The 18,255-nt window shown below is 71.6% G+C and carries 14 protein-coding genes and 1 pseudogene; 11 read left to right on the top strand and 4 right to left on the bottom strand.

The window, feature by feature from the left end; genetic code table 11:
• Positions 1-403 precede the first annotated feature (403 nt).
• From ABH937_RS36880 to ABH937_RS36865, 4 genes and pseudogenes are all read left to right on the top strand, one after another.
• Positions 404-1,030, top strand: coding sequence for a hypothetical protein (locus ABH937_RS36880; RefSeq protein ID WP_280694801.1), 627 nt, complete (start codon positions 404-406; stop codon positions 1,028-1,030).
• A gap of 331 nt (positions 1,031-1,361) precedes the next feature.
• Positions 1,362-1,514 (top strand): DDE-type integrase/transposase/recombinase, encoded by a 153-nt coding sequence (locus tag ABH937_RS36875; RefSeq protein WP_280694800.1) that lies wholly within the window; start codon positions 1,362-1,364, stop codon positions 1,512-1,514.
• 975 nt (positions 1,515-2,489) lie between these two features.
• Positions 2,490-2,708, top strand: a pseudogene (locus tag ABH937_RS36870) (IS1380 family transposase); the annotation flags it as partial.
• Between the two features lie 965 nt (positions 2,709-3,673).
• Positions 3,674-4,462 carry a hypothetical protein gene (locus ABH937_RS36865; protein ID WP_280694799.1) on the top strand — a complete coding sequence of 263 codons (789 nt, stop codon included), beginning with the start codon at positions 3,674-3,676 and terminating at the stop codon, positions 4,460-4,462.
• 311 nt (positions 4,463-4,773) lie between these two features.
• On the opposite strand, the gene ABH937_RS36860 is transcribed toward ABH937_RS36865, so the two are convergent.
• A complete protein-coding gene (locus ABH937_RS36860; protein ID WP_280694798.1) occupies positions 4,774-5,049 on the bottom strand; it encodes a hypothetical protein in 276 nt (91 codons plus the stop codon).
• A 79-nt stretch (positions 5,050-5,128) separates the two neighbouring features.
• Here ABH937_RS36860 and ABH937_RS36855 point away from each other — a divergent pair, with 79 nt between their 5' ends.
• From ABH937_RS36855 to ABH937_RS36830, 6 genes are all read left to right on the top strand, one after another.
• Positions 5,129-5,746 (top strand): sigma-70 family RNA polymerase sigma factor, encoded by a 618-nt coding sequence (locus tag ABH937_RS36855; RefSeq protein WP_280694797.1) that lies wholly within the window; start codon positions 5,129-5,131, stop codon positions 5,744-5,746.
• A 320-nt stretch (positions 5,747-6,066) separates the two neighbouring features.
• Positions 6,067-8,325 carry a heavy metal translocating P-type ATPase gene (locus ABH937_RS36850; protein WP_280694796.1) on the top strand — a complete coding sequence of 753 codons (2,259 nt, stop codon included), beginning with the start codon at positions 6,067-6,069 and terminating at the stop codon, positions 8,323-8,325.
• A gap of 705 nt (positions 8,326-9,030) precedes the next feature.
• Positions 9,031-9,186 (top strand): hypothetical protein, encoded by a 156-nt coding sequence (locus ABH937_RS36845; RefSeq protein ID WP_280694795.1) that lies wholly within the window; start codon positions 9,031-9,033, stop codon positions 9,184-9,186.
• Positions 9,187-9,209: 23 nt separating this feature from the next.
• Positions 9,210-10,499: a cytochrome P450 gene (locus ABH937_RS36840; protein WP_280694794.1), complete on the top strand. Its 1,290-nt coding sequence runs from the start codon at positions 9,210-9,212 to the stop codon at positions 10,497-10,499.
• 92 nt (positions 10,500-10,591) lie between these two features.
• The gene (locus tag ABH937_RS36835; protein ID WP_370220756.1) at positions 10,592-11,581 is read left to right on the top strand and encodes an L-tyrosine/L-tryptophan isonitrile synthase family protein; all 990 of its coding nucleotides are present in this window, start codon (positions 10,592-10,594) and stop codon (positions 11,579-11,581) included.
• Between the two features lie 509 nt (positions 11,582-12,090).
• The gene (locus ABH937_RS36830; protein ID WP_370220755.1) at positions 12,091-12,501 is read left to right on the top strand and encodes a hypothetical protein; all 411 of its coding nucleotides are present in this window, start codon (positions 12,091-12,093) and stop codon (positions 12,499-12,501) included.
• A 706-nt stretch (positions 12,502-13,207) separates the two neighbouring features.
• Here ABH937_RS36830 and ABH937_RS36825 read toward each other — a convergent pair.
• From ABH937_RS36825 to ABH937_RS36815, 3 genes are read right to left on the bottom strand one after another with little or no spacing between them, the layout of a single operon-like run.
• A complete protein-coding gene (locus ABH937_RS36825) occupies positions 13,208-14,005 on the bottom strand; it encodes an ABC transporter ATP-binding protein (protein ID WP_370220754.1) in 798 nt (265 codons plus the stop codon).
• The gene (locus tag ABH937_RS36820; protein WP_370220753.1) at positions 14,002-15,075 is read right to left on the bottom strand and encodes a FecCD family ABC transporter permease; all 1,074 of its coding nucleotides are present in this window, start codon (positions 15,073-15,075) and stop codon (positions 14,002-14,004) included. The genes ABH937_RS36825 and ABH937_RS36820 overlap by 4 nt, the downstream gene beginning before the upstream one ends.
• The gene (locus ABH937_RS36815; protein ID WP_370220752.1) at positions 15,076-16,155 is read right to left on the bottom strand and encodes an ABC transporter substrate-binding protein; all 1,080 of its coding nucleotides are present in this window, start codon (positions 16,153-16,155) and stop codon (positions 15,076-15,078) included.
• 1,238 nt (positions 16,156-17,393) lie between these two features.
• On the opposite strand from ABH937_RS36815, the gene ABH937_RS36810 reads away from it, so the two are divergent.
• The coding region (locus ABH937_RS36810; RefSeq protein WP_370220751.1) for a hypothetical protein at positions 17,394-18,255 on the top strand (862 nt) is incomplete at its 3' end.

Here is an 18,255-nt window from a genome sequence, read left to right as displayed (position 1 = left end):
GCGCAACCCGGGCGATGGCGGTGCTCCGGCTCGGCGGCCTGGATCAATGCGGGACCCGGTAGCGTCAGTCGGGCGAAGGGCCAGATCCGCCGACAACATCACCACGCACATCCTCGCTGTCAGACGACGTCGCATCCGCCGGGAGATCTGCGACGACATCCACGAAGCCTTCTTCGGCTCTGTCTCCTGCCCACTCACCCAGTGACACGTCCAACGTCTCTGCCAGGACTTCTTGGGGAGCGGCGGTCTGCTGTCGTGGGTTGGTCCTGTTCGCGGATGTCGGGGGCGGGGACGGTGGCGGGTTGGCGTCGTAGAGTTCGGGGCAATGGCCATTCGTGGCCATCGTGTCAGTCATGACGAAACAGGAGAACACGTGGCATCGACATCCGATATGCCCGGTGGCGTGGAGTCCACCATCGCGCTGCTCACAGCAGAGCTGCCCCGCCTGGAGGAGCGCCAGCGCGTCTTGGAGCAGGATCTGGCGGTAGTCACCGCGCGCCTGGGCGCGGTGCGCTCGGCTCTGACGAGCCTTCAGGCACTTTCCGACGCCGCGATGTTGCCCGAGGCGGGCGCGGGGGGCGGACGGCCGGCAGCAGATGAGGCGGCCGGTGAGGTGCCTGCGCCAGGTACGGTGCCACCCAGGCGCCGCGGTTCGAAGAGCGCCTCGGGCAAGCAGCCGTCCGCCTCGCGCGACAGCGCTTCGCCCAAGGCCGCGGCAGGGGGCAGGCCGACGGGGCGCTCGAGCGGTTCGCGATCCGTGGCGAGGGGGACCAACGCGAAAAAGAGCCCCGCCGCCCCGAAGCCGGTGCCCGTTGGCGCCGTCCGGCGCACATCTCGGCTGTCGCAGGACATCCTGGACCATCTGGCACAGGCCCCGGCCCCGCTACGGGCGGGGGAGGTCAACACGGCCCTGGGACGTGAGGAGAGCCGCGGTTCGATCAACGCGGTACGCACCTCTCTGGAGCGCCTGGCGAAGGCGGCCAAGGTGGAGCGCAGCGGGCGCGGCCTGTACCAGGCCGTTTCCGGCTGACTGCTCGGTGACTGGTGCCGGGATCCCGGACACAGGGTGGGGCTACCCGGGATCCCTGGCCACCGGCACCAATGCAGTCGCGAAGTCGCGTAACGCCTGCGGCTAGCCCTGACAGGGTTGCGGGGCGCAAGGCGCGTCCTGGTAGATCCCCGCGCGTGCGGGGCAGGGTCGTGCCGTGGCGACTGGGAGCGCCACCCGTCGGAAGCATCCGCGTGCTGCGAGGTCGCCGCTGCCGGGCTGTGACGGTACCTCTCCACGGCCTCGATGTCCTGCACCTGCGCGGGGTGTCGAAAGCGTCATCCGCGGCCGGCGCCGGCGCACCACCATCCCCGTGCCTCGCCCGCCGGGCCTGGTCAACCGGCAGTTCGCCGCCCAACGGCCCAACCAGCTATGGCTGGCCGACCTGACCTACGTGCGGACCTGGCAGGGCTGGGTCTACTTCGCGTTCGTCCTGGACGCCTACTCGCGCCGATCCGTGGGCTGACAGGTCACAGAGCGATTGGCCGCATTCGGCGCTTCGGCGTCGGTCGGTTCTGGCGCGGACTGGGACGACAACGCGGTGGCCGAGGCGTTGAAAGCCACGTTCGAGGCTGAACTGATCGAGCGTCAGGGGCCGTGGCGGGATCTCGACGAGGTCGAGCGAGGCGTCTTCCAGTGGGTCGGGTGGTACACCGGGACCGACTCCACTCCCCCTTGGCTACGTCCCCCAGACGAGTAGGAGCAGGCCTACCGGACGAGAGTGGAGCAAGCCCCACAGATCACATGATCGCAGACTCCACAAAACCCGGGGCAGCTCAGCCGAACTGAACGGCCGTTGACATCGTGCTCTTGATTCCCGAAGAACTGCTTCCTCCGGGCTCGTATGTCACATTCTCCAGGTGTCCAATCGCAGGATGGAGCGTTCAGCCAGTGGGGTGATCCCCCGCGGTGAGGGCCGATGCGTCCAGGGCGTGGGCCTGTCTGGGGCTATCCCCGCGAGCTGGGGCGGGGCTCTGCGATGGTTGTGCAGCCTCGGGGGTCATCCCGCGTGTGCAGGGCGGTGGGTCGAGGATCATCCCCGCGTGTGCGGGGCCGGTCGGCCTGCGCGGCCGCGTGGTGCTGCCCACCGTGCCGTTCGCGGACGGAGCATGCCGGAAGGCAGTGTGTGGGCTGCGGATCGGCTGGCCGCTACCTGCCGAGCTGTGACGATATCTCGTGGCGGCCTTGATGTCCCTCATGTCTGCCGGAGTGTCGAGGATAGTTGGACCGGGCGCGGTCCGATGGACCTCTACGGGGCCGGTGGGCGTGGGGGTACGGTTGCCGGTCCGTGTCGGCGGCGGCTGAACCGTGGTTCTGGATCACGTTTCCGGACCAGGACTACGGAGCGTCACCCAGTCCGCGATCATGAACGGTCGTGGCTGACGCGCTCCTCCACAACCTCTGGTTCCACCGGAGCGACGGCGCCAACTGATGACAGCGCGGCAGGACAGCGCCGCCCGTGCATCGAGTTACAGGTCCGCCGCTGCACGCAAACGAGGGCAGCAACACGGCCGCCGACCATATCGCCGCTGCCCGCCTGGCCCGGCCAGCCGCCGAAAAAGTATCGGCGCGGACGGCAGACCCTGGTCCGCACCGACTCCGCGCTGGCACCCACGAGCTAATGAACTGGCATGCCGCGCAGGGCCGGTGGCTGCCGTACTCGGGAGCCGTCCTGCGACTCCCCACCCCCTGCTGCAGCCAGGCCAGCCAACGCCTTTGCTGGTGTGACCGTTTGATCGTCATAGGGACGTCCGAGCGACCACGGCACCGACACTCCGGCAGATGTGCACAGTACTGAACCTGTAACGAGATACGTTGCGGTCCAGCAGGTATCCATCCCGCCGCCCTCCCGGTCACATCCCCACACACGAGAGAACACCCGGGAGCGAGTATCGGCATCGGGTCGCGCCGGCTGTCGGCCCCGCATGGCGGGGATGCTCCACTCCTGAAAGCACCAAGGACCGTGCCGACGGATCGGCCCCGCCACGGGGATGACTCTGACGGATGGCGCGATCGATCCTGCCCCGACGGCCCCACCAGACACGGGGATGACCCCGATCGGGGACACGGCCCCGCCTCTTGGCCCCGTACACCGGGGATCATTACCCTGATCGGGCGATTGCGCCCTGTGCCCCGCACGGCGTGGGGATGACCCCGTACCGGACACGCTCGCTCCCCACCTGCTGGTCCCCGCCCGGTCTCGAACACGTCGCCAACTTCCCTTCGCGCCCGACCTGCTCGGCGGCCAAGGTGCCGGAGGGCGCAGCACGGGCCGCTGCTCTTGAGGGTGCGGCGCTGGGCAGAAGGCGACGTGGACCGGAGCGACCATCGAGCCGGTGCGGCAGTGTGTGGCGGAGGAACTGAACCTCTACTCGCCCTGCGCCAGTACCTCTCCCGCGACGGCCATGATCGCGGATAAGAAGATCAAGGACCACGCCATCGTCGAGCAACTCCTCAAGGACCTCGAGGAGGCGAGCATGGGCGATGGTGAGGTCCCCTGGTGGAAGCTTTATGCGTGTGGTGGTTGCCGCTGGTCCTTGCGCAGCCGTACCCGGCCGCGGATGCCCGTCAAATCGGGAGGCGGTCGGACTGCCGGGCGGGGCGGGTGCGAGGATGGTGGGCACTGTGACGACCTGGCAGATCCGCATGCTGCGCGCCGTGGTCTTCGCCATCTTGTGTGTGGCGTTGGCCGCCGCCGCGCACGTCAGCATGTCCGATGCCGCGCTGCCGGGGCCGGTGCTGGCGGGGACGTTCGCCGGGACGGCGGGCAGCACCTGGCTTCTGGCCGGGCACCGGCGCGGACTTGCGGTGATCAGCGGGTGGATGGTTGCCGTCCAGGGCGCGCTGCACGTGTTGTTCGAGGCGACCGCGTCGGTGGGTGCCGGGCCGGTCCGGGTGGTCGGTGGCGGGCCTGACTGGGTGAACCTGCTGCTCTGTACGCCTGGTGGTGTGAACCCGGCCGGGATGAGCCCGGGTGCTCTGGCCAGGATGGCTGGCCTGGATCCCGGCATGCTGCCGGTCACGGGCTCGAATGCCATGGCTCCGATGGCCGGCATGGCGAACATGAGCGGCATGCCGGCTGCGGGTTCCGTGCACGGCATGGTCGGCATGGGTTCGACGCCGCTGGTGGGCGGCCTGTCCGCGGGCATGGTGATCGCCCACCTGCTGGCAGCCCTTGCCTGTGCGCTGCTGCTCTGGCGGGGCGAAGCGGCGATCACCGGCCTGTTCGAGGCGCTGCGCGCGCTGGCCGAGGTTTTCCTGCCGGTTCTCGCGCTGCTCGCCCTCACCGCGCGTGGGTGTGAACCGTCGGCGCTGATGCGCCCCAGGCCCTGTCACCTGCGGATCCCGCGCCTGGCGGTGCTCTCGTACGCGGTGGTACGGCGTGGGCCGCCCCGCGCCGCCATGGCTTTCTAGAGCGCCCGCCACATCCCGTGCCCCTGCGTCAGCCGCGCTTTTTCGTGCGGTTCGCTGGCGCTGTCCGGTGTGCGCGCGGGCAGGTCACCCCTGCGTGCCGGCCGCGTCGGCCGGATGACGCACGGGAGTTGGCCGCCACACCACCGTGAACACGGCGTCCGGCTTGTGCCTGCGCCGCTGCCTGGCCCATGGCGCGTCCTGATCAAAGGGGTCGCGTCGTGATGGGCGCTGGCCGCGTCCGGGTGGGTGGTGTGGTGCGCCGTTGCCTGTTCGACGGTTCCGCTGGTGCGGTGCCGTCCTTGTTCCTGCTGTCAGGACCCCTCATGAACAACAGAAGTACCGCTGTTCCCCACCCGTTCATCGGCGCCGAGCGCATCGAGCACAGCGGCGACGAGCCGCTGCGAACGGTGCCGGCAGGGCCCCGGCGCGGCCAGCGTCAGTGCGCGCAGCCGCCGGGCACCGGCCAGCCAGCCGGCGCAGTCGGCACACCGCGTCGGGTGCGAGGAGCTTGGCGGCGGGCCGTCGTCGTCCGTGAACTCGCCGTCGAGGTGGGCGGACATCGCGGCGCGGTAGTCGGCACAGGTCATGGGCTCATGCTCCTCCATCAGGCGTACGCGGTGGTAGTGCCATTGGCGGCCACCGAGGCCTGGCGGTCGCAGGTGCGCCGTGGATGACGAGCAGTTGACGGCCCTGGCGCTGGCCGCCGGGCGGGGGCGGGCGGCGGACGTGGAGGCGTTCGTGCGGGCCACGCATCGCGATGTGTGGCGGTTCGTGGCGCACCTCACGGACGTTGATTCCGCCGACGACCTGGCCCAGGAGACCTTCCTGCGGGCGTTGCGGGGCCTGCCTGCCTTCGCCGGCCGGTCCTCGGCGCGCACCTGGCTGCTGTCGATAGCCCGGCGCGCGGTGGTGGACCGTTATCGCAGTGCGGCGGCCCGGCCGCGGTGCGCGGCGCTATCCGACTGGGAGGAGGCTGCCGAGCTCCAGGTGTGTGCGGTGGTGGGCTTCGAGGACCAGGTGGTGCTGGCCGACCTGCTGGCCTCCGTTCCGGCCCAGCGGCGGGAGGCGTTCGTGCTGACCCAGGTGGTCGGGCTGAGCTACGCGCAGGCCGCGGCTGTGGCCGGGTGTCCGGTGGGCACGGTGCGCTCGCGGGTCGCCCGGGCCCGGGGCCAGCTCGTCGCGCTGCTGCGCTCGGCGGAGTGCGAGGACGAGCCCTGTCCGGGATCGCTGGGCGCTGGCGCGGCCCTCTCCCGGCCGGGTGGGCGTGCGGCCGTGGCCGCCTGACCGGCTGCCTCGTTCTGCTGTTTCGAATTGATGTCCGCCGACGCCTCACTCCCGGCGTCGGCGGACCATGACCTGGAGATCGCATTGAGTTCGATGACCACACCCGTGTCCGGTGCGCGCGCCGCGGCGCGGCCTGGCCGGGTCTTGCTCGGCTTCGCCCTGCTGCTCGTGCTGCTGTTCGGTGCCTCGTATGCGGCTGGCCGGTGGGTGGGGCCGCCGGCGTCTGGCCCGACGGGGCCCGTGCGGGGGCCGCGGGGCGATGACATGTCCGGCATGCGGGTGGATGGACTGCGCCCGCTCACCGCTGTGGCGGTGTCGCGATGAGCGTTCCTGCCGCAGGGTCCGCCCCGGCGGGTGCCGCTCAGGAGCTGGTGACGACCGATCTGGCCGTGGGCGGGATGACCTGCGCGGCCTGTGTCTCGCGGGTGGAGAAGAAGCTGGCCCGCCTGGACGGTGTCAGTGCCGGGGTCAACCTGGCCACCGGCCGGGCCCGGGTGCTGCACCCGGTCGGTGTCCGCGTCGAGGAACTGGTGGCCGCGGTGCAGAGCGCGGGATGCACCGCCGAGCCCCTTGCCGAACGTGCGCCGGCGGCCGCCACCGTGCCGGACGCGGACGAGCGGCTGCGGCTGGTTCTGGTGGCTGTGTTCGCGGTGCCGGTGATCGCGGTGTCGATGGTGCCGGCGCTGCAGGTGCGCGGCTGGCAGTGGGCCTGCTTCGCGTCGGCCGCTTTCGTGGTGACGATCGGCTCGTCCGTCTTCCACGCCCGGGCCTGGCGCGCTCTGCGGCACGCCAACGCCACGATGGACACCCTGGTCAGTCTCGGTGTCCTCGCTTCCTTCGGCTGGTCCACGTACGCGCTGCTGTTCGGCGGCGCCGGCACCCTCGGCATGCGGATGCCGTTCTCGCTGACCGCTGAGCAGGGCGGCGGCGCGCACATCTATCTGGAGGCGGCGGTCGGGGTGCCGCTGTTCGTGCTGTGCGGCAGGTTCCTGGAGGGCCGGGTGCGGGTGCGCACCGGCTCCGCGCTGCGGGCGCTGGCCGAACTGGGCGCGAAGGAGGTCTGCCTGCGCGAGGACGGCCTCGAGCGGCTGGTGCCGATCGAGCAGCTGCTGCCGGGCGGTGAGTTCGTGGTCCGGCCGGGTGAGAGGGTCGCCACCGACGGGGTGGTCGTCGAAGGCGACTCGGCGCTCGACGTGAGTCTGCTGACTGGGGAGAGCGTGCCGGTGGAGGTAGGCCCCGGCGAGCGGGTGAGCGGCGGGACGCTCAACGTCGACGGCACCCTGGTGGTGCGGGCCACCGCCGTCGGCGCCGACACCCAACTCGCCCGCATCACTGCCCTGGTGAGCGACGCGCAGGCCGGCAAGGCCCGCGCGCAGCGCCTGGCCGACACGGTGGCCGGGGTGTTCGTGCCCGTCGTGCTGGGCGTCGCGGTCTGCGTGCTCGGGTTCTGGCTGGGTACCGGGGCCGGCTCGTCGCAGGCGCTGACGGCATCGGTCGCGGTGCTGGTGGTCGCCTGCCCGTGCGCGCTCGGGTTGGCGACGCCCACCGCGCTGCTGGCCGCCACCGGTCGGGGTGCGGAGCTCGGCGTCCTCGTGCGGGGGCCCGAGGTGCTGGAGAGCCTGCGGCGGATCGACACCGTGGTGCTGGACAAGACTGGCACCCTGACGGCCGGGCAGATGACGCTGGCCTGCGGGACGGCGGCCAAGGGGTTCGCGCTCGAGGAGGTGCTGCGGCTGGCCGGCGCGCTCGAGCAGCGCTCCGAGCATCCGCTCGCGCGGGCACTGGTGACCGCGGCCGGGCCCTCACTGCCAGCGGTGTCGGGCTTCCGCGCGAGGCCTGGCCTGGGTGTGGAAGGAACGGTGGAGGGTGTGCGGGTGCGCGTGGTGCGGCCCGACACAACCGAGCTTCCGAGGACGTTGCGTGAGGCGCTGACGCGTGCCGAGGCGGCCGGGCAGACGGCGGTGGTCGCCGAGGTGGACGGGCGAGCGGCCGCGGTCCTCGCGGTCGGGGACAGCCTGCGGCCGGGCAGCTACCGCGCGGTGCACCGGCTGCGCGCCATGGGCCTGGAGACCGTGCTGGCCACCGGGGACCAGGCGGGCGCGGCCCGGGCGGTGGCCGAGGAGTTGGGCATCAGCGAGGTCCACGCGGGCGCCTCGCCCGAGCGCAAAGCCGAGCTGGTCGCGCAGTTGCGCGCGGCCGGGCGCAGCGTCGCGGTGGTGGGCGACGGGGTGAACGACGCGGTCGCGCTGGCATCGGCGGACCTCGGCATCGCGCTCGGCTCGGGGACGGACGCCGCGATCGGGGCGGCTGGGCTGACCCTGGTGCGCGGCGACATCGAGTCGCTGGTCGTGGCGGTGCGCCTGGCTCGGCGCACCGCGGCCACCATCCGCGCCAACCTGGCGTGGGCGTTCGGCTACAACGCCGTGCTGATCCCGCTGGCGGCGGCAGGTCTGCTCAACCCGATGATCGCCGCGCTCGCCATGTCGGCGAGTTCGGTGCTCGTGGTGGGCAACAGCCTGCGGCTGCGCACCTGGCAGCCTGCCCGGCGCGGCAGGGGCCGCTCCCGGCCCGGCGGCTGAGCTCGGCTCGTTCGAAGCCCGTGCGGCGATCATTCGCCTGTTCGGAACTTCCGGCGGTTCGCGGCCGACTCCTGTGACGGACACCGTCGCCCGACGGTGTCCGTCATGACAGAGGGACGGAGCATGCCGCACCAGGGGGCCTGTACGGCGCACGCGTGCAGGCCCTGGCGATGGCCGCCGTGCCACCAGAGCGGATCGCCGCCGCCGAATCGGCCGTCCAGCTCGCTCGCGGTCTCACCCTCGGCCCAGCACTGGCCACCGCCGCCCGGGGCCTGGCGGGTCCGGCACCAGCGGCGTGCGGGCCGAACTGGGACTCGCCGCGGCCGCCGCCTGCCTGGCCGCGCTCCTGCTCGCCCTCCACCGCCGTCGCCCCGCCGGCCTCGCCCGGGCCAACTGACCCCCGCCATCCCAAGGAGAGCACTCGCAATGTGTGCAATCACCACCTGGGTGCCAGCCCACAACAAAGCCCAGCTCCAGCGGCGCCCCGCAGGCCCAGGCCCCCGCTGCGATCATCGCCTCACATACCCCTTCAACAGCCCCTGGGCACTGAAGAGTTACGGCGGCCAGGCGGAAGAGCCTGCTGCGCGCCATCGGCCCGGGCATCGCCCCCGAATCGGTGCCGTAGCGCCCGAGCATCACTACCTGGCCACCCGTCACCGCCAGGACGACCGCGGCCCGCAGCAGCTCACCCGCCAGGCGCTCGACGTGCCGCGGGTCCGCGACAGCGCCGACGCAGCCGTCATCAAGGCCGACCTCGACACCCCCGCTAACCAACGCCAGCAGGCCCGCCGGCCGCGCCCCGAACGGGTGCTGGCCCTCGCCCTGTGGCCCGACCGCCACCGCCTTGCCCTCGCCCTCTGAACTGCCCCGAAGGAGCCGCCGCCATGACCCAGCCCGCACAGTCCCCCACCACCTTGCCCCGCTGCCCCGCCACCGGCGCCACCGGCGCCACCGCGCACGAGCCGATCCCACTGCACGGCCCCGCCTACAAGAGCGACCCCTACGACCTCTACCACGGCATGCGCGCGGCAGGCCCCGTCCACCGGGTCCGCTTCCCCAGCGGCATCGCCGCCTGGCTGGTCACCGGCTACCAGGCCGCCCACCACACACTCAACGACCCGCGCCTGGGTAAGAACCACACCCTGGGCAACGACTACTGGCGCAGCCTGGCCTCGATCATGCCCGAGCCCCAGCACTCCCAGCTCCAGGTCCACCTGCTGCACCAGGACCCGCCCAAGCACACCGACATGCGCCGCCTGATCCTGGACGCCTTCGCCCCGCGCCGCATCGAGCAGCTGCGCCCGCGCTTCCAGCGCCTGGCCGACGCCCTGGTCGACGCACTCCCTGACCAGGGCAGCGCAGACCTCGTCCAGGGCTTCGCCGCGCACTATCCCTTCCAGGTCCTGGCGGAGGTCATCGGCCTGCCGCCCGAGTTGGCGGCGCGCTTCGACCGCGACTGGGGCAAGGTCGTCCAGCCGGTCGGCCCCCAGGACCCCGCCCGCCCCGCCTACGAGGGCAGGCTGCGCGGCCTGCAGATCTACATCGCCGACGTCATCGCCCACAAGCGCGTACACGGGGGCGACGACCTGCTCAGCCGCCTCGTCGTCGCCCAGGAGCGCGGGGAGCTGAGCAAACAGGAGCTGGACTCGATGATCTTCCAGCTCCTGGTCGCCGGCCAGGAACCGGTCACCAACCAGATCACCACCATGCTGATCACCCTGCTCCGCCACCCCCACCAGCTCGCCCGACTGCGCGAGGACCCCGCGCTGATGCCCCGCGCGATCGAGGAACTCCTGCGCTACGACAGTGCGTTCGAACTCACCACCTGGCGCTTCTTCGCCGAGGACAGCGACCTGCACGGCACCCGCGTCCCGGCCGGCGACTCCGTGATCGTCTCGCTCTGCGCCGCCAACCGCGACGCCGAGCAGTTCCCCGACGCCGACACCCTCGACCTGGAGCGCACCCCCAACGCCCACCTCGCCTTCGGCCACGGCATCCACTTCTGCCCCGGCGCCGCGCTGGCCCGCAGCGAACTCCAGGTCGCCATCGGCACGCTGCTCGCCCGCTTGCCCGGCCTGCGACCCGCCGGCGACCTGAACGAACTCGCCTGGATCCCGGCCGTCCTGGCCCGCGGCGTCAACCAGCTGCCCGTCGCCTACGACAACCGCACCTGACGCTCCCTGAACATCTGAACCCATTCGTCCAGACGCCCCGGCACCACCACGCCGCCGAGGCGCCATCGCGCCATGCCCTCGTGAAGGACCGCATGCCACCCGTCGCCACCATCACACCGCACGCGCCATCCATCGCGCGCACCTGCGCCGCCATCCTGGAACTGCTCCTGCCCCACCGCCGCGCCACCGACCCCGACACCCCCACGCCCGTCGAAGCGTTCCCCGAACAGCTTTGCCAACTCGCCGACTTCGTCACCGCCGGCCACCCGATCGTCTTCACCCTGCCCGGCTTCCCCTGCAAGTCCCCCAGCCCCGCCAAGGTCCTCGGCCACCTCCCCGACGAAGGCGAACGCCTCTGCCTCACCTTCCTCAACAGTCTCTGCTCAGCCGTCCAGCGGGTCTACCCGCCCGGCGCAAGCATGGTGATCTGCTCCGACGGGCACATCTTCGGCGACCTGATCCACGTCCCCGACCAGCACATCGACGCCTACTGCGACGAACTGGCCGCCCTGATCCGACGCGAACACCTCCACCACCTCTCGGTGTTCGACCTGCGCGACATCCTCGGTCACCTCCCCTACGACCAGAAGCGCACCTGGGTGCACACCCGGTACGCGCCCACCATCGAAGAGTTGCGCGCCGAGGTGAAGTCGGACGACGCGACCCTGGCCCTCTACCGGGGCATCACCCGGTTCCTGACCGAGGACAGCATCGGCTTCGAGGGCACCAGATCCGCCCTGCAACGCGACTGCCGACAACGCGCCTACGGCGTCATCCAACGCAGCCGCGCCTGGGGCGACCTCATCGCCGAACACCACACCCGCTCGGTGCGGCTGTCCATTCACCCCCAGCCGCGCGGCGGCGCCAAGTTCGGCATCCAGCTGCTCGACGCCAAGGACACCTGGACCACCCCCTGGCACTCCACCGCTGTCCACCGCGCCGACGGCAGATGGGAGTTGATGCACCGCAGCGACGCCGAGCGGCTCGGGCGCCTCGTGCTGCGCGCTGGCCGGCCCAGCCACTTCGAAGCCGCCCAGCGCTCCTGCCCCGGCATCGAGGGGCCCCGCAGGGTACCGCCGTGAGGGCGCGACCACCGCACTGGCAGTCGCGCCCCGGTTGGCCATGCTGACTCAACCGCGCGGCTCGGGCGCGGCTTCCTCTCCTGCGTCACGCCTGACCACCGCCCTCGTCCACCGGACAGACCGCACGTGAGCACAGCTTCTGACACTTCGTCAAAATCACTATGACTCCAGCGAATTAGACACGCTCGACAACACTCACCCACCGAAAGAACCCCCGCGCACTCAAACCCACGTGCGCACACTCGACGGCCAGCAGCCAACAACCCCCGCCCTGGAGGCGCCGCCGTTGGGCCGAAAGCCCGGCCGACACGGACTCCCCCTACTTTGGGTGTCCACTTCGCCGACTTTAGTTGGCATTGACATCCATTTTCGCCCCATGGCAACGTGATGCACGCCGACAGGGCGTAACGGTCGGCGCGAGGCCGCCCCGCCCCACCGCGGGCGGCGCGACAAGGCGGGGCGGTTTCGCAGATCGACATCGAGCACGACCGCCCAACGAGAGGATTGTCATGGACATGCTCAAGAAGATCTTCGCGGTCTCGGCACTCACCGGGGTGCTCGCCCTCAGCGGGGGTACCGCCATGGCCGCCACGGCCCCCGCTGCGGCACGCACAGCTCGTACGGCAACTACGGTCACCGTGGCCCCCTCCGCACAGGAGGCGGCGCTGGCGGGGGTGAGCTACACCTTTGACCACGCCACCACCGTGCAGATCTACAACCTGCTGCAGAAGGGCGCCACCACGGGTGCCGTGGCGCTCTGCGAGGCCGTCATCCCGCCGCCGGCGGGGAGCATAGTCTGCTCTTCGGTCGGAACGGCCGCCGGAAGCATCATCAGCCTGGGAACCCCCGGCCCCAACGACAAGCTCCACGTCGGGGCCCAACTGGGCTGGCCCCCGATCGTCATCACGTACGTCCGATAGGAGCTGCTCGCGGCCCATGCGCCGGGCGCGCCTCTGGGTCCCGTCAGTGGGGGCAGGTCCTCGGCCCGTCGCTTCCCGGGTACACGGGAGGGGCGGGCCGAGGAGCTGCGGAGACCAGGAGCTCGGACCAGACGAACCGGTCATCCGGGCTCTGGCCCCGCGGCCAGAGCCGAAGAGGCCTGGCCGCACCGCGCGACTGCGCGTCCCGGTCGGCTCGTCCCCTCTCGATCGACCGGTCGGGGTTGTCATGTCGTTGATCAGGGGCGAATGTCGCTGGAGTCTCGCACGATGGCAAGGTGCCGGAGTTGACCGCACGGGTGGTGCGAGCCTCGCTCCCGAACATTGGCGATCCACATCCGAGGGGCACCCTGCCCGTTGTTCGAGGACGAGTCCTTCGCCGAGCGGAGGTCCCGCTGGGAACGGTGGCGCTGGCGTCGGTGCTGCAGTACGCGAAGGGACTTGGCGGGCCCGGGCACCCGACCGGGACTGGTCGCCAGGCCGCGTGCCCGGGCGAGGCGGCAAGGGTGCCGGCCGCGTGCAGCGCCGCCGCTTGGAGGATAGGGCGCCGGGTCGGCACCAGGCCGCGGGCTCGCGGTCAGCTACTGAAGGCATGCCCTGCGCCCCCCGCTGGGCACCCCCGCCACCCGACACCGTGATCGCCGTGACACGAGCGGACCGCCGCGCCCCGGCGTTGTAGGCGGCTGCTTCAGGCCGGACCGGGCAGGGCTGTGGCGGCGGGGGCGCGATGGTCGAAGGCGATCAGCGGGTCACCGCTGAGCGGGTGCTCCACCACCGCCGCCCGCACCCCGAACACCGCTGCCAGTAGCTCCGGGGTGAGCACCTCGCGCGGCGGACCCGAGGCCACCACCGCGCCCTCGTGCAGCACATGTAGCCGGTCGCAGAGCGAGGCTGCGGCATTGAGGTCGTGCAGCGAGATCAGCGTCGTGCGGTGCTGGGCCCGCAGCAGGGCGAGCAGCTCCACCTGGTGCTTCACGTCCAGGTGGTTGGTCGGTTCGTCCAGCACCAGCACGTCCGGCTGTTGGGCGAACGCTCTTGCCAGTAAGACTCGTTGGCGCTCGCCGCCGGAGAGCGCGGCGAAGCCCCGCCCCTCGTACCCACTCAGGCCGACCCGCCGCAGGGCCCAAGCCACGACCTCGCGATCGGTGGCGTCGTCCCCCGCGAAGGCCCGCTGGTAGGGGGCGCGTCCCATCGCGACGATCTCCCGGACGGTGAACTCGAAGTCGCCGCCGCGTTCCTGGGGCAGCGCGGCGATGTGCCGAGCGGCCTCGACCGGCGTCATCGCCCGCAGGTCCCGCCCGGCCAACAGCACCCGGCCAGCCGACGGCTTCAGGTGCCGGTAGACGGTGCGCAGCAGGGTCGATTTGCCGCTGCCGTTGGGGCCGACGAGTCCGGCGATCTCGCCCTCGGCGGCCAGCAGATGGATGCCAGAGAGCACGTCCCGTCCGGAGAGGGTGATGGTCAGGTCCTCGACGGTGATTCTCAACTGTGCTCCAGGCGTCGGTCCAGCAGGTAGAGCAGGACGGGTGCCCCGATCAGGGCGGTGACCACGCCGATCGGCACCTCCTGGGTGGACAGCGCGGTGCGGGCGATGGTGTCCACCGCGACCAGCAACACCGCTCCCGCCAGGGCCGAGAGAGGCAGCAGTCGGCGGTGGTCGCCGCCGACCAGTAGGCGGCAGACGTGCGGGACGAGCAGGCCGACGAAGCCGATCGCCCCGGAGACGGCGACCAGCACGCCGGTGAGCAGGCTGGTCACCGCGAAGAGTTCCCGCCGCAGCCGGGTGACGTCCACGCCGAGGCCGGCGGCCGTCTCGTCACCCATCAACAGGGCGTTCAGCGAGCGGGCGCGGGCCTGGATCACGAGCAGCCCCAAGGCCACGGCCGCCGTGGGGACCGGGAGTTGGCTCCAGGTGGCGCCGCTGAGGCTGCCCATCAGCCAGAACAGGACACCTCGGGTCTGCTGGTCGTCGCCGACCTGCAGCACCAGAAAGCTGGTGAACCCGGAGATGAACTGCCCGATCCCCACCCCCGCCAGCACCAGGCGCATCGGCGCGAAGCCCCCGCCTCTCCTGGCGAGCGTCCAGACCAGCGCCCAGGAGGCCAGCGCCCCGGCGAAGGCCGCCGTCGAGACGCCGAACCCGGCAGCTGAACCCACCCCCGCGCCGAGCACGATCATCGCGACCGCGCCCAGCGAGGCGCCCGAGGAGATGCCCAGCAGGTAGGGGTCGGCCAGCGGGTTGCGAACCAGAGCCTGGACGGCGGTGCCGACCAGGCCCAGCCCGGCGCCGACCACCGCCGCCAGCAGGGCACGCGGCGCGCGCAGTTGCCAGACGATCAGGTCGCGGGTCCCCGGCTGCGGGGTATCCCCGGCCAGTCGGCGGCCGACCACCGTCCACACCTCGCCCACCGGGATGTCGACAGCGCCCAGTGAGATCGCGACGGTGAGCGCGGCGAGCAGGGCGAGGGCCAGTACGGCGGCGACCAGCGAGGCCCGTACGGTGCGCACGGGCCGGTGGCCGGCGGCCGAGGTGGGTGCGGCAGATGTGGCGGTCATCTACTGACCGTCCTTGACCAGGTCCGGGTGGATGATGTGGGCGATCTGCTGGACGGTGTCGGCGTCGCGGACGCCGGCGATCGTGGTCACCTCCGAGCCGATCCGCACGAAGTGGCCTTCCTGGACAGCTTTGAGGCCCTTGGTGGCCGGGAAGGTCTGCAGGAACTGCGCGGCCGTATCGAAGGCCTTCTGGTTCGCCGCGTCGCTGCCCTGGTTGCGCACGCCGAGCTGGATCCAGTCGGGGTTCTTGGCGACCACGTCCTCCCAGGAGACCGCCTTGAAGTCCCCGTCGCAGTCGCCGAAGATGTTCCGCGCGCCGGCCAGGGCGATCACCGCGTTGGCGACCTGCCTGTCGCACTCGGCCATCGGCTGCTTCGTCCCGGCGTCGTAGTCGAAGAAGAAGTACGACGGCTCCGGGCCCGCAGCACCGCCGTTGAGAGCGGTCCGCACCACGCCGACCTTCTGCTCCATCCCCGCCACCAGCTCATCCGCCCTGGCCCAGGTGCCGGTGACCGCGCCCAGAGTCTTGATGTCGGCCTCAACCTGAGAGAGGTCCTGCTGCGGTCCCTTGACCATCGTGGCGCAGGCCGTGGAGTGCAGGTAGAGGTGCTTGATCCCGGCAGCGGCGAACTCCTGCTCGGTAGGCGCCGTCCCCATGCCGCCACCCATCGATCCCATCGAGGCGAAGGTATCGACGTACAGGTCCGCGCCGGAGCCGAGCAGCTTCTCCTTGGGGATCACCGCCTGCCCCAGGACCGGCACCTTGGCGGCCTGGTCGGCGAACTGGGCCGGCATGGTGCCCGCGCCGGGCGGGAAGCCGGTACCGATCACCCTGTCCCCCGCGCCGAGCCACAGCAGCATCTCCAGGCTGGAAGCGTTGCTGGTGACGATCTTCTTCGGCGCGGACGTGAACGTGGTCTCCGCTCCCGCGCAGTCGCTGACCTTGACGGGATAGGCCGCCACATCGGATGCACTCGCCCCAGCTGTCACCGCCGCTTCGCCCGGTCTCGCGCCAGTGCCGCAACCCGTGGTGAGAAGGGCAACTGCGGCGGCCGCACCGCACAACACACGAGAACGCATGGAACTCCCTGGTGATCCGAAGCAGCTGGGACCCGCCACTGCGGACCTGGCCAGATAGTCGGACGCGGCGCGCTGCCAGTTCCCGCGTTCCACCAGGGGTGTAGCCCGAGGGGGCAAGGGTGCCAAGACCGGCGGCCGTGAGCCGCGATGCCGAGCGATGCGGCCCAGCAGGTGCTCGCTGCGGAGCGCGCAGTTGCGCCAGCTGCGGGGATGTGTCGAGGGTAGCTCCCAAGCGAGAGGGACGCGGTGGGAGAAGTCGGTGTCCTGGTCGTCCTCCCAAACCGGGAGGTAGAAACCTGGATCGTAACCGCGCAGCGACGCACGGCCCTTGGCCGGCCCACGCGAGCGCCTACACCGCGTCCCTGCCAAGCACCGCGGTGTGCTCGCCCCGCTGCAAACGCGGCGCCAGCAACTCGCCCTGCGCCCCGCCGCCGCAGCCGCTCCCGCACCACGGCCACCGCGCCCGCTCCCCCAGGCACCTGTTCGCCCACGGCATGCTCCACGCCGGGCACCGGGCTGTGCTGCTCCGAACCCCGGAGGCAGTCGAGCGTGGCATCCACCAGCCCGGTGGCGTCGCCGAGTTCACGCCGTTGCAGCCAGGCTCCGTCACCGGCCGCGGTGGCCGGCTGACCCGGCTGGTTCGACTGGTAGGACGCGAGCGGCCTGTGCGCGGGTAGGGGACGTGAGTCCTCCCGTGGCAGCTACCCGGCGGCGAGTTCAGGAAAAGGCCGTCGCGCCGCGGTGGCGGAGATGGGTCATCGCCGGCTTGTCGTTCGGGCAGCCCCACACATCGACAACGGGAGAACACAAGCCCACCATGGCCTCGGTACCCGTCCCACGCCGACCGTGAGACCAGCGCGCGGCCCGGTGGATGTTGGTGGGGGTCCCTGTGGGCCGGGTGGGCGGCTGGGTGGGTGGTGGCGTCATGAGCGTTGTGGTGATGGCTTCTCAGGTACGGGTGCGCTCTCGCTCCCGTGCCAGGACCGCGGCCCTGTGCGGGGCTGGGATCAGGTCGGGCCTGAGTTCGGCGCCGGCCCGGTGGTGCCGCGCGCTGTTCCCGCTCTCTCCGCGGCCGGTCCACGGCCCGGGGCACCTTTACTTCCAGGAGTGTTGACGTGTTCGATGACGTGAATGCGGGTGCGCCCGGCGCGGTCCCCGGTGCGCCGGTCGGCCGTAGGGTTGTGCGACGTTCGATGTCGGTGTTGCTGGCGGCGTGTCTGAGTGGGGCGGGGTTGACGATGCTGACCGCGACCCCGGCCGCGGCCGCAGCCCCTGTACCGGGCAGCGCACCGCTGTTCATCGCCGACACCCGCAACAGTCGCGTGGTGGAGGTGCCGGCCGGTGGCGGCGCGCAGAGCACCGTCCCGGCCACCGGCCTGATCAGCCCGTACGGGGTGGCGGTGGACGCGGCCGGGGACGTGTTCATCGCCGACAACAGCAACAATCGGGTGGTGGAGGTGCCGGCCGGTGGCGGCGCGCAGACCACCGTCCCGGCCACCGGCCTGAGCGGCCCGGGCGGGGTGGCGGTGGACGCGGCCGGGGACGTGTTCATCACCGACGCCGGCAACAATCGCGTGGTGAAGGTGACGCCCGGCGGCACGCAGACCACCGTCGGCACCGGCCTGAGCAGCCCGGAAGGGGTGGCGGTGGACGCGGCCGGGGACGTCTTCATCTCCGACTTCGGCCACAATCGGGTGGTGGAGGTGACGCCCGGCGGCACCCAGACCACCGTCCCGGCCACCGGCCTGAGCGGCCCGCAAGAGGTGGCGGTGGACGCGGCCGGGGACGTGTTCATCGCCGACGCCGGCAACAACCGGGTGGTGAAGGTGCCGGCCGGTGGCGGCGCGCAGAACACCGTCCCGGCCACCGGCCTGAACTTGCCGTTCGGGGTGGCGGTGGACGCGGCCGGGGACCTGTTCATCGCCGAAAACGGCAACGACCGGGTGGTGGAGGTGACGCCCGGCGGCGCGCAGACCACCGTCGGCACCGGCCTGAACTCCCCGGCCGGGGTGGCGGTGCCGCCGGCGCCGGCGGCCCCGTCCGGGGTGCACGCGAGTGCTGCGGGCGCTGGTCAGGCGACGGTGTCCTTCACCCCCAATG

Source organism: Kitasatospora sp. GAS1066B, from assembly GCF_041262605.1.
In the GTDB taxonomy this organism is placed as follows: domain Bacteria; phylum Actinomycetota; class Actinomycetes; order Streptomycetales; family Streptomycetaceae; genus Kitasatospora.
This window is presented reverse-complemented; position numbering and strand designations above follow the sequence as displayed.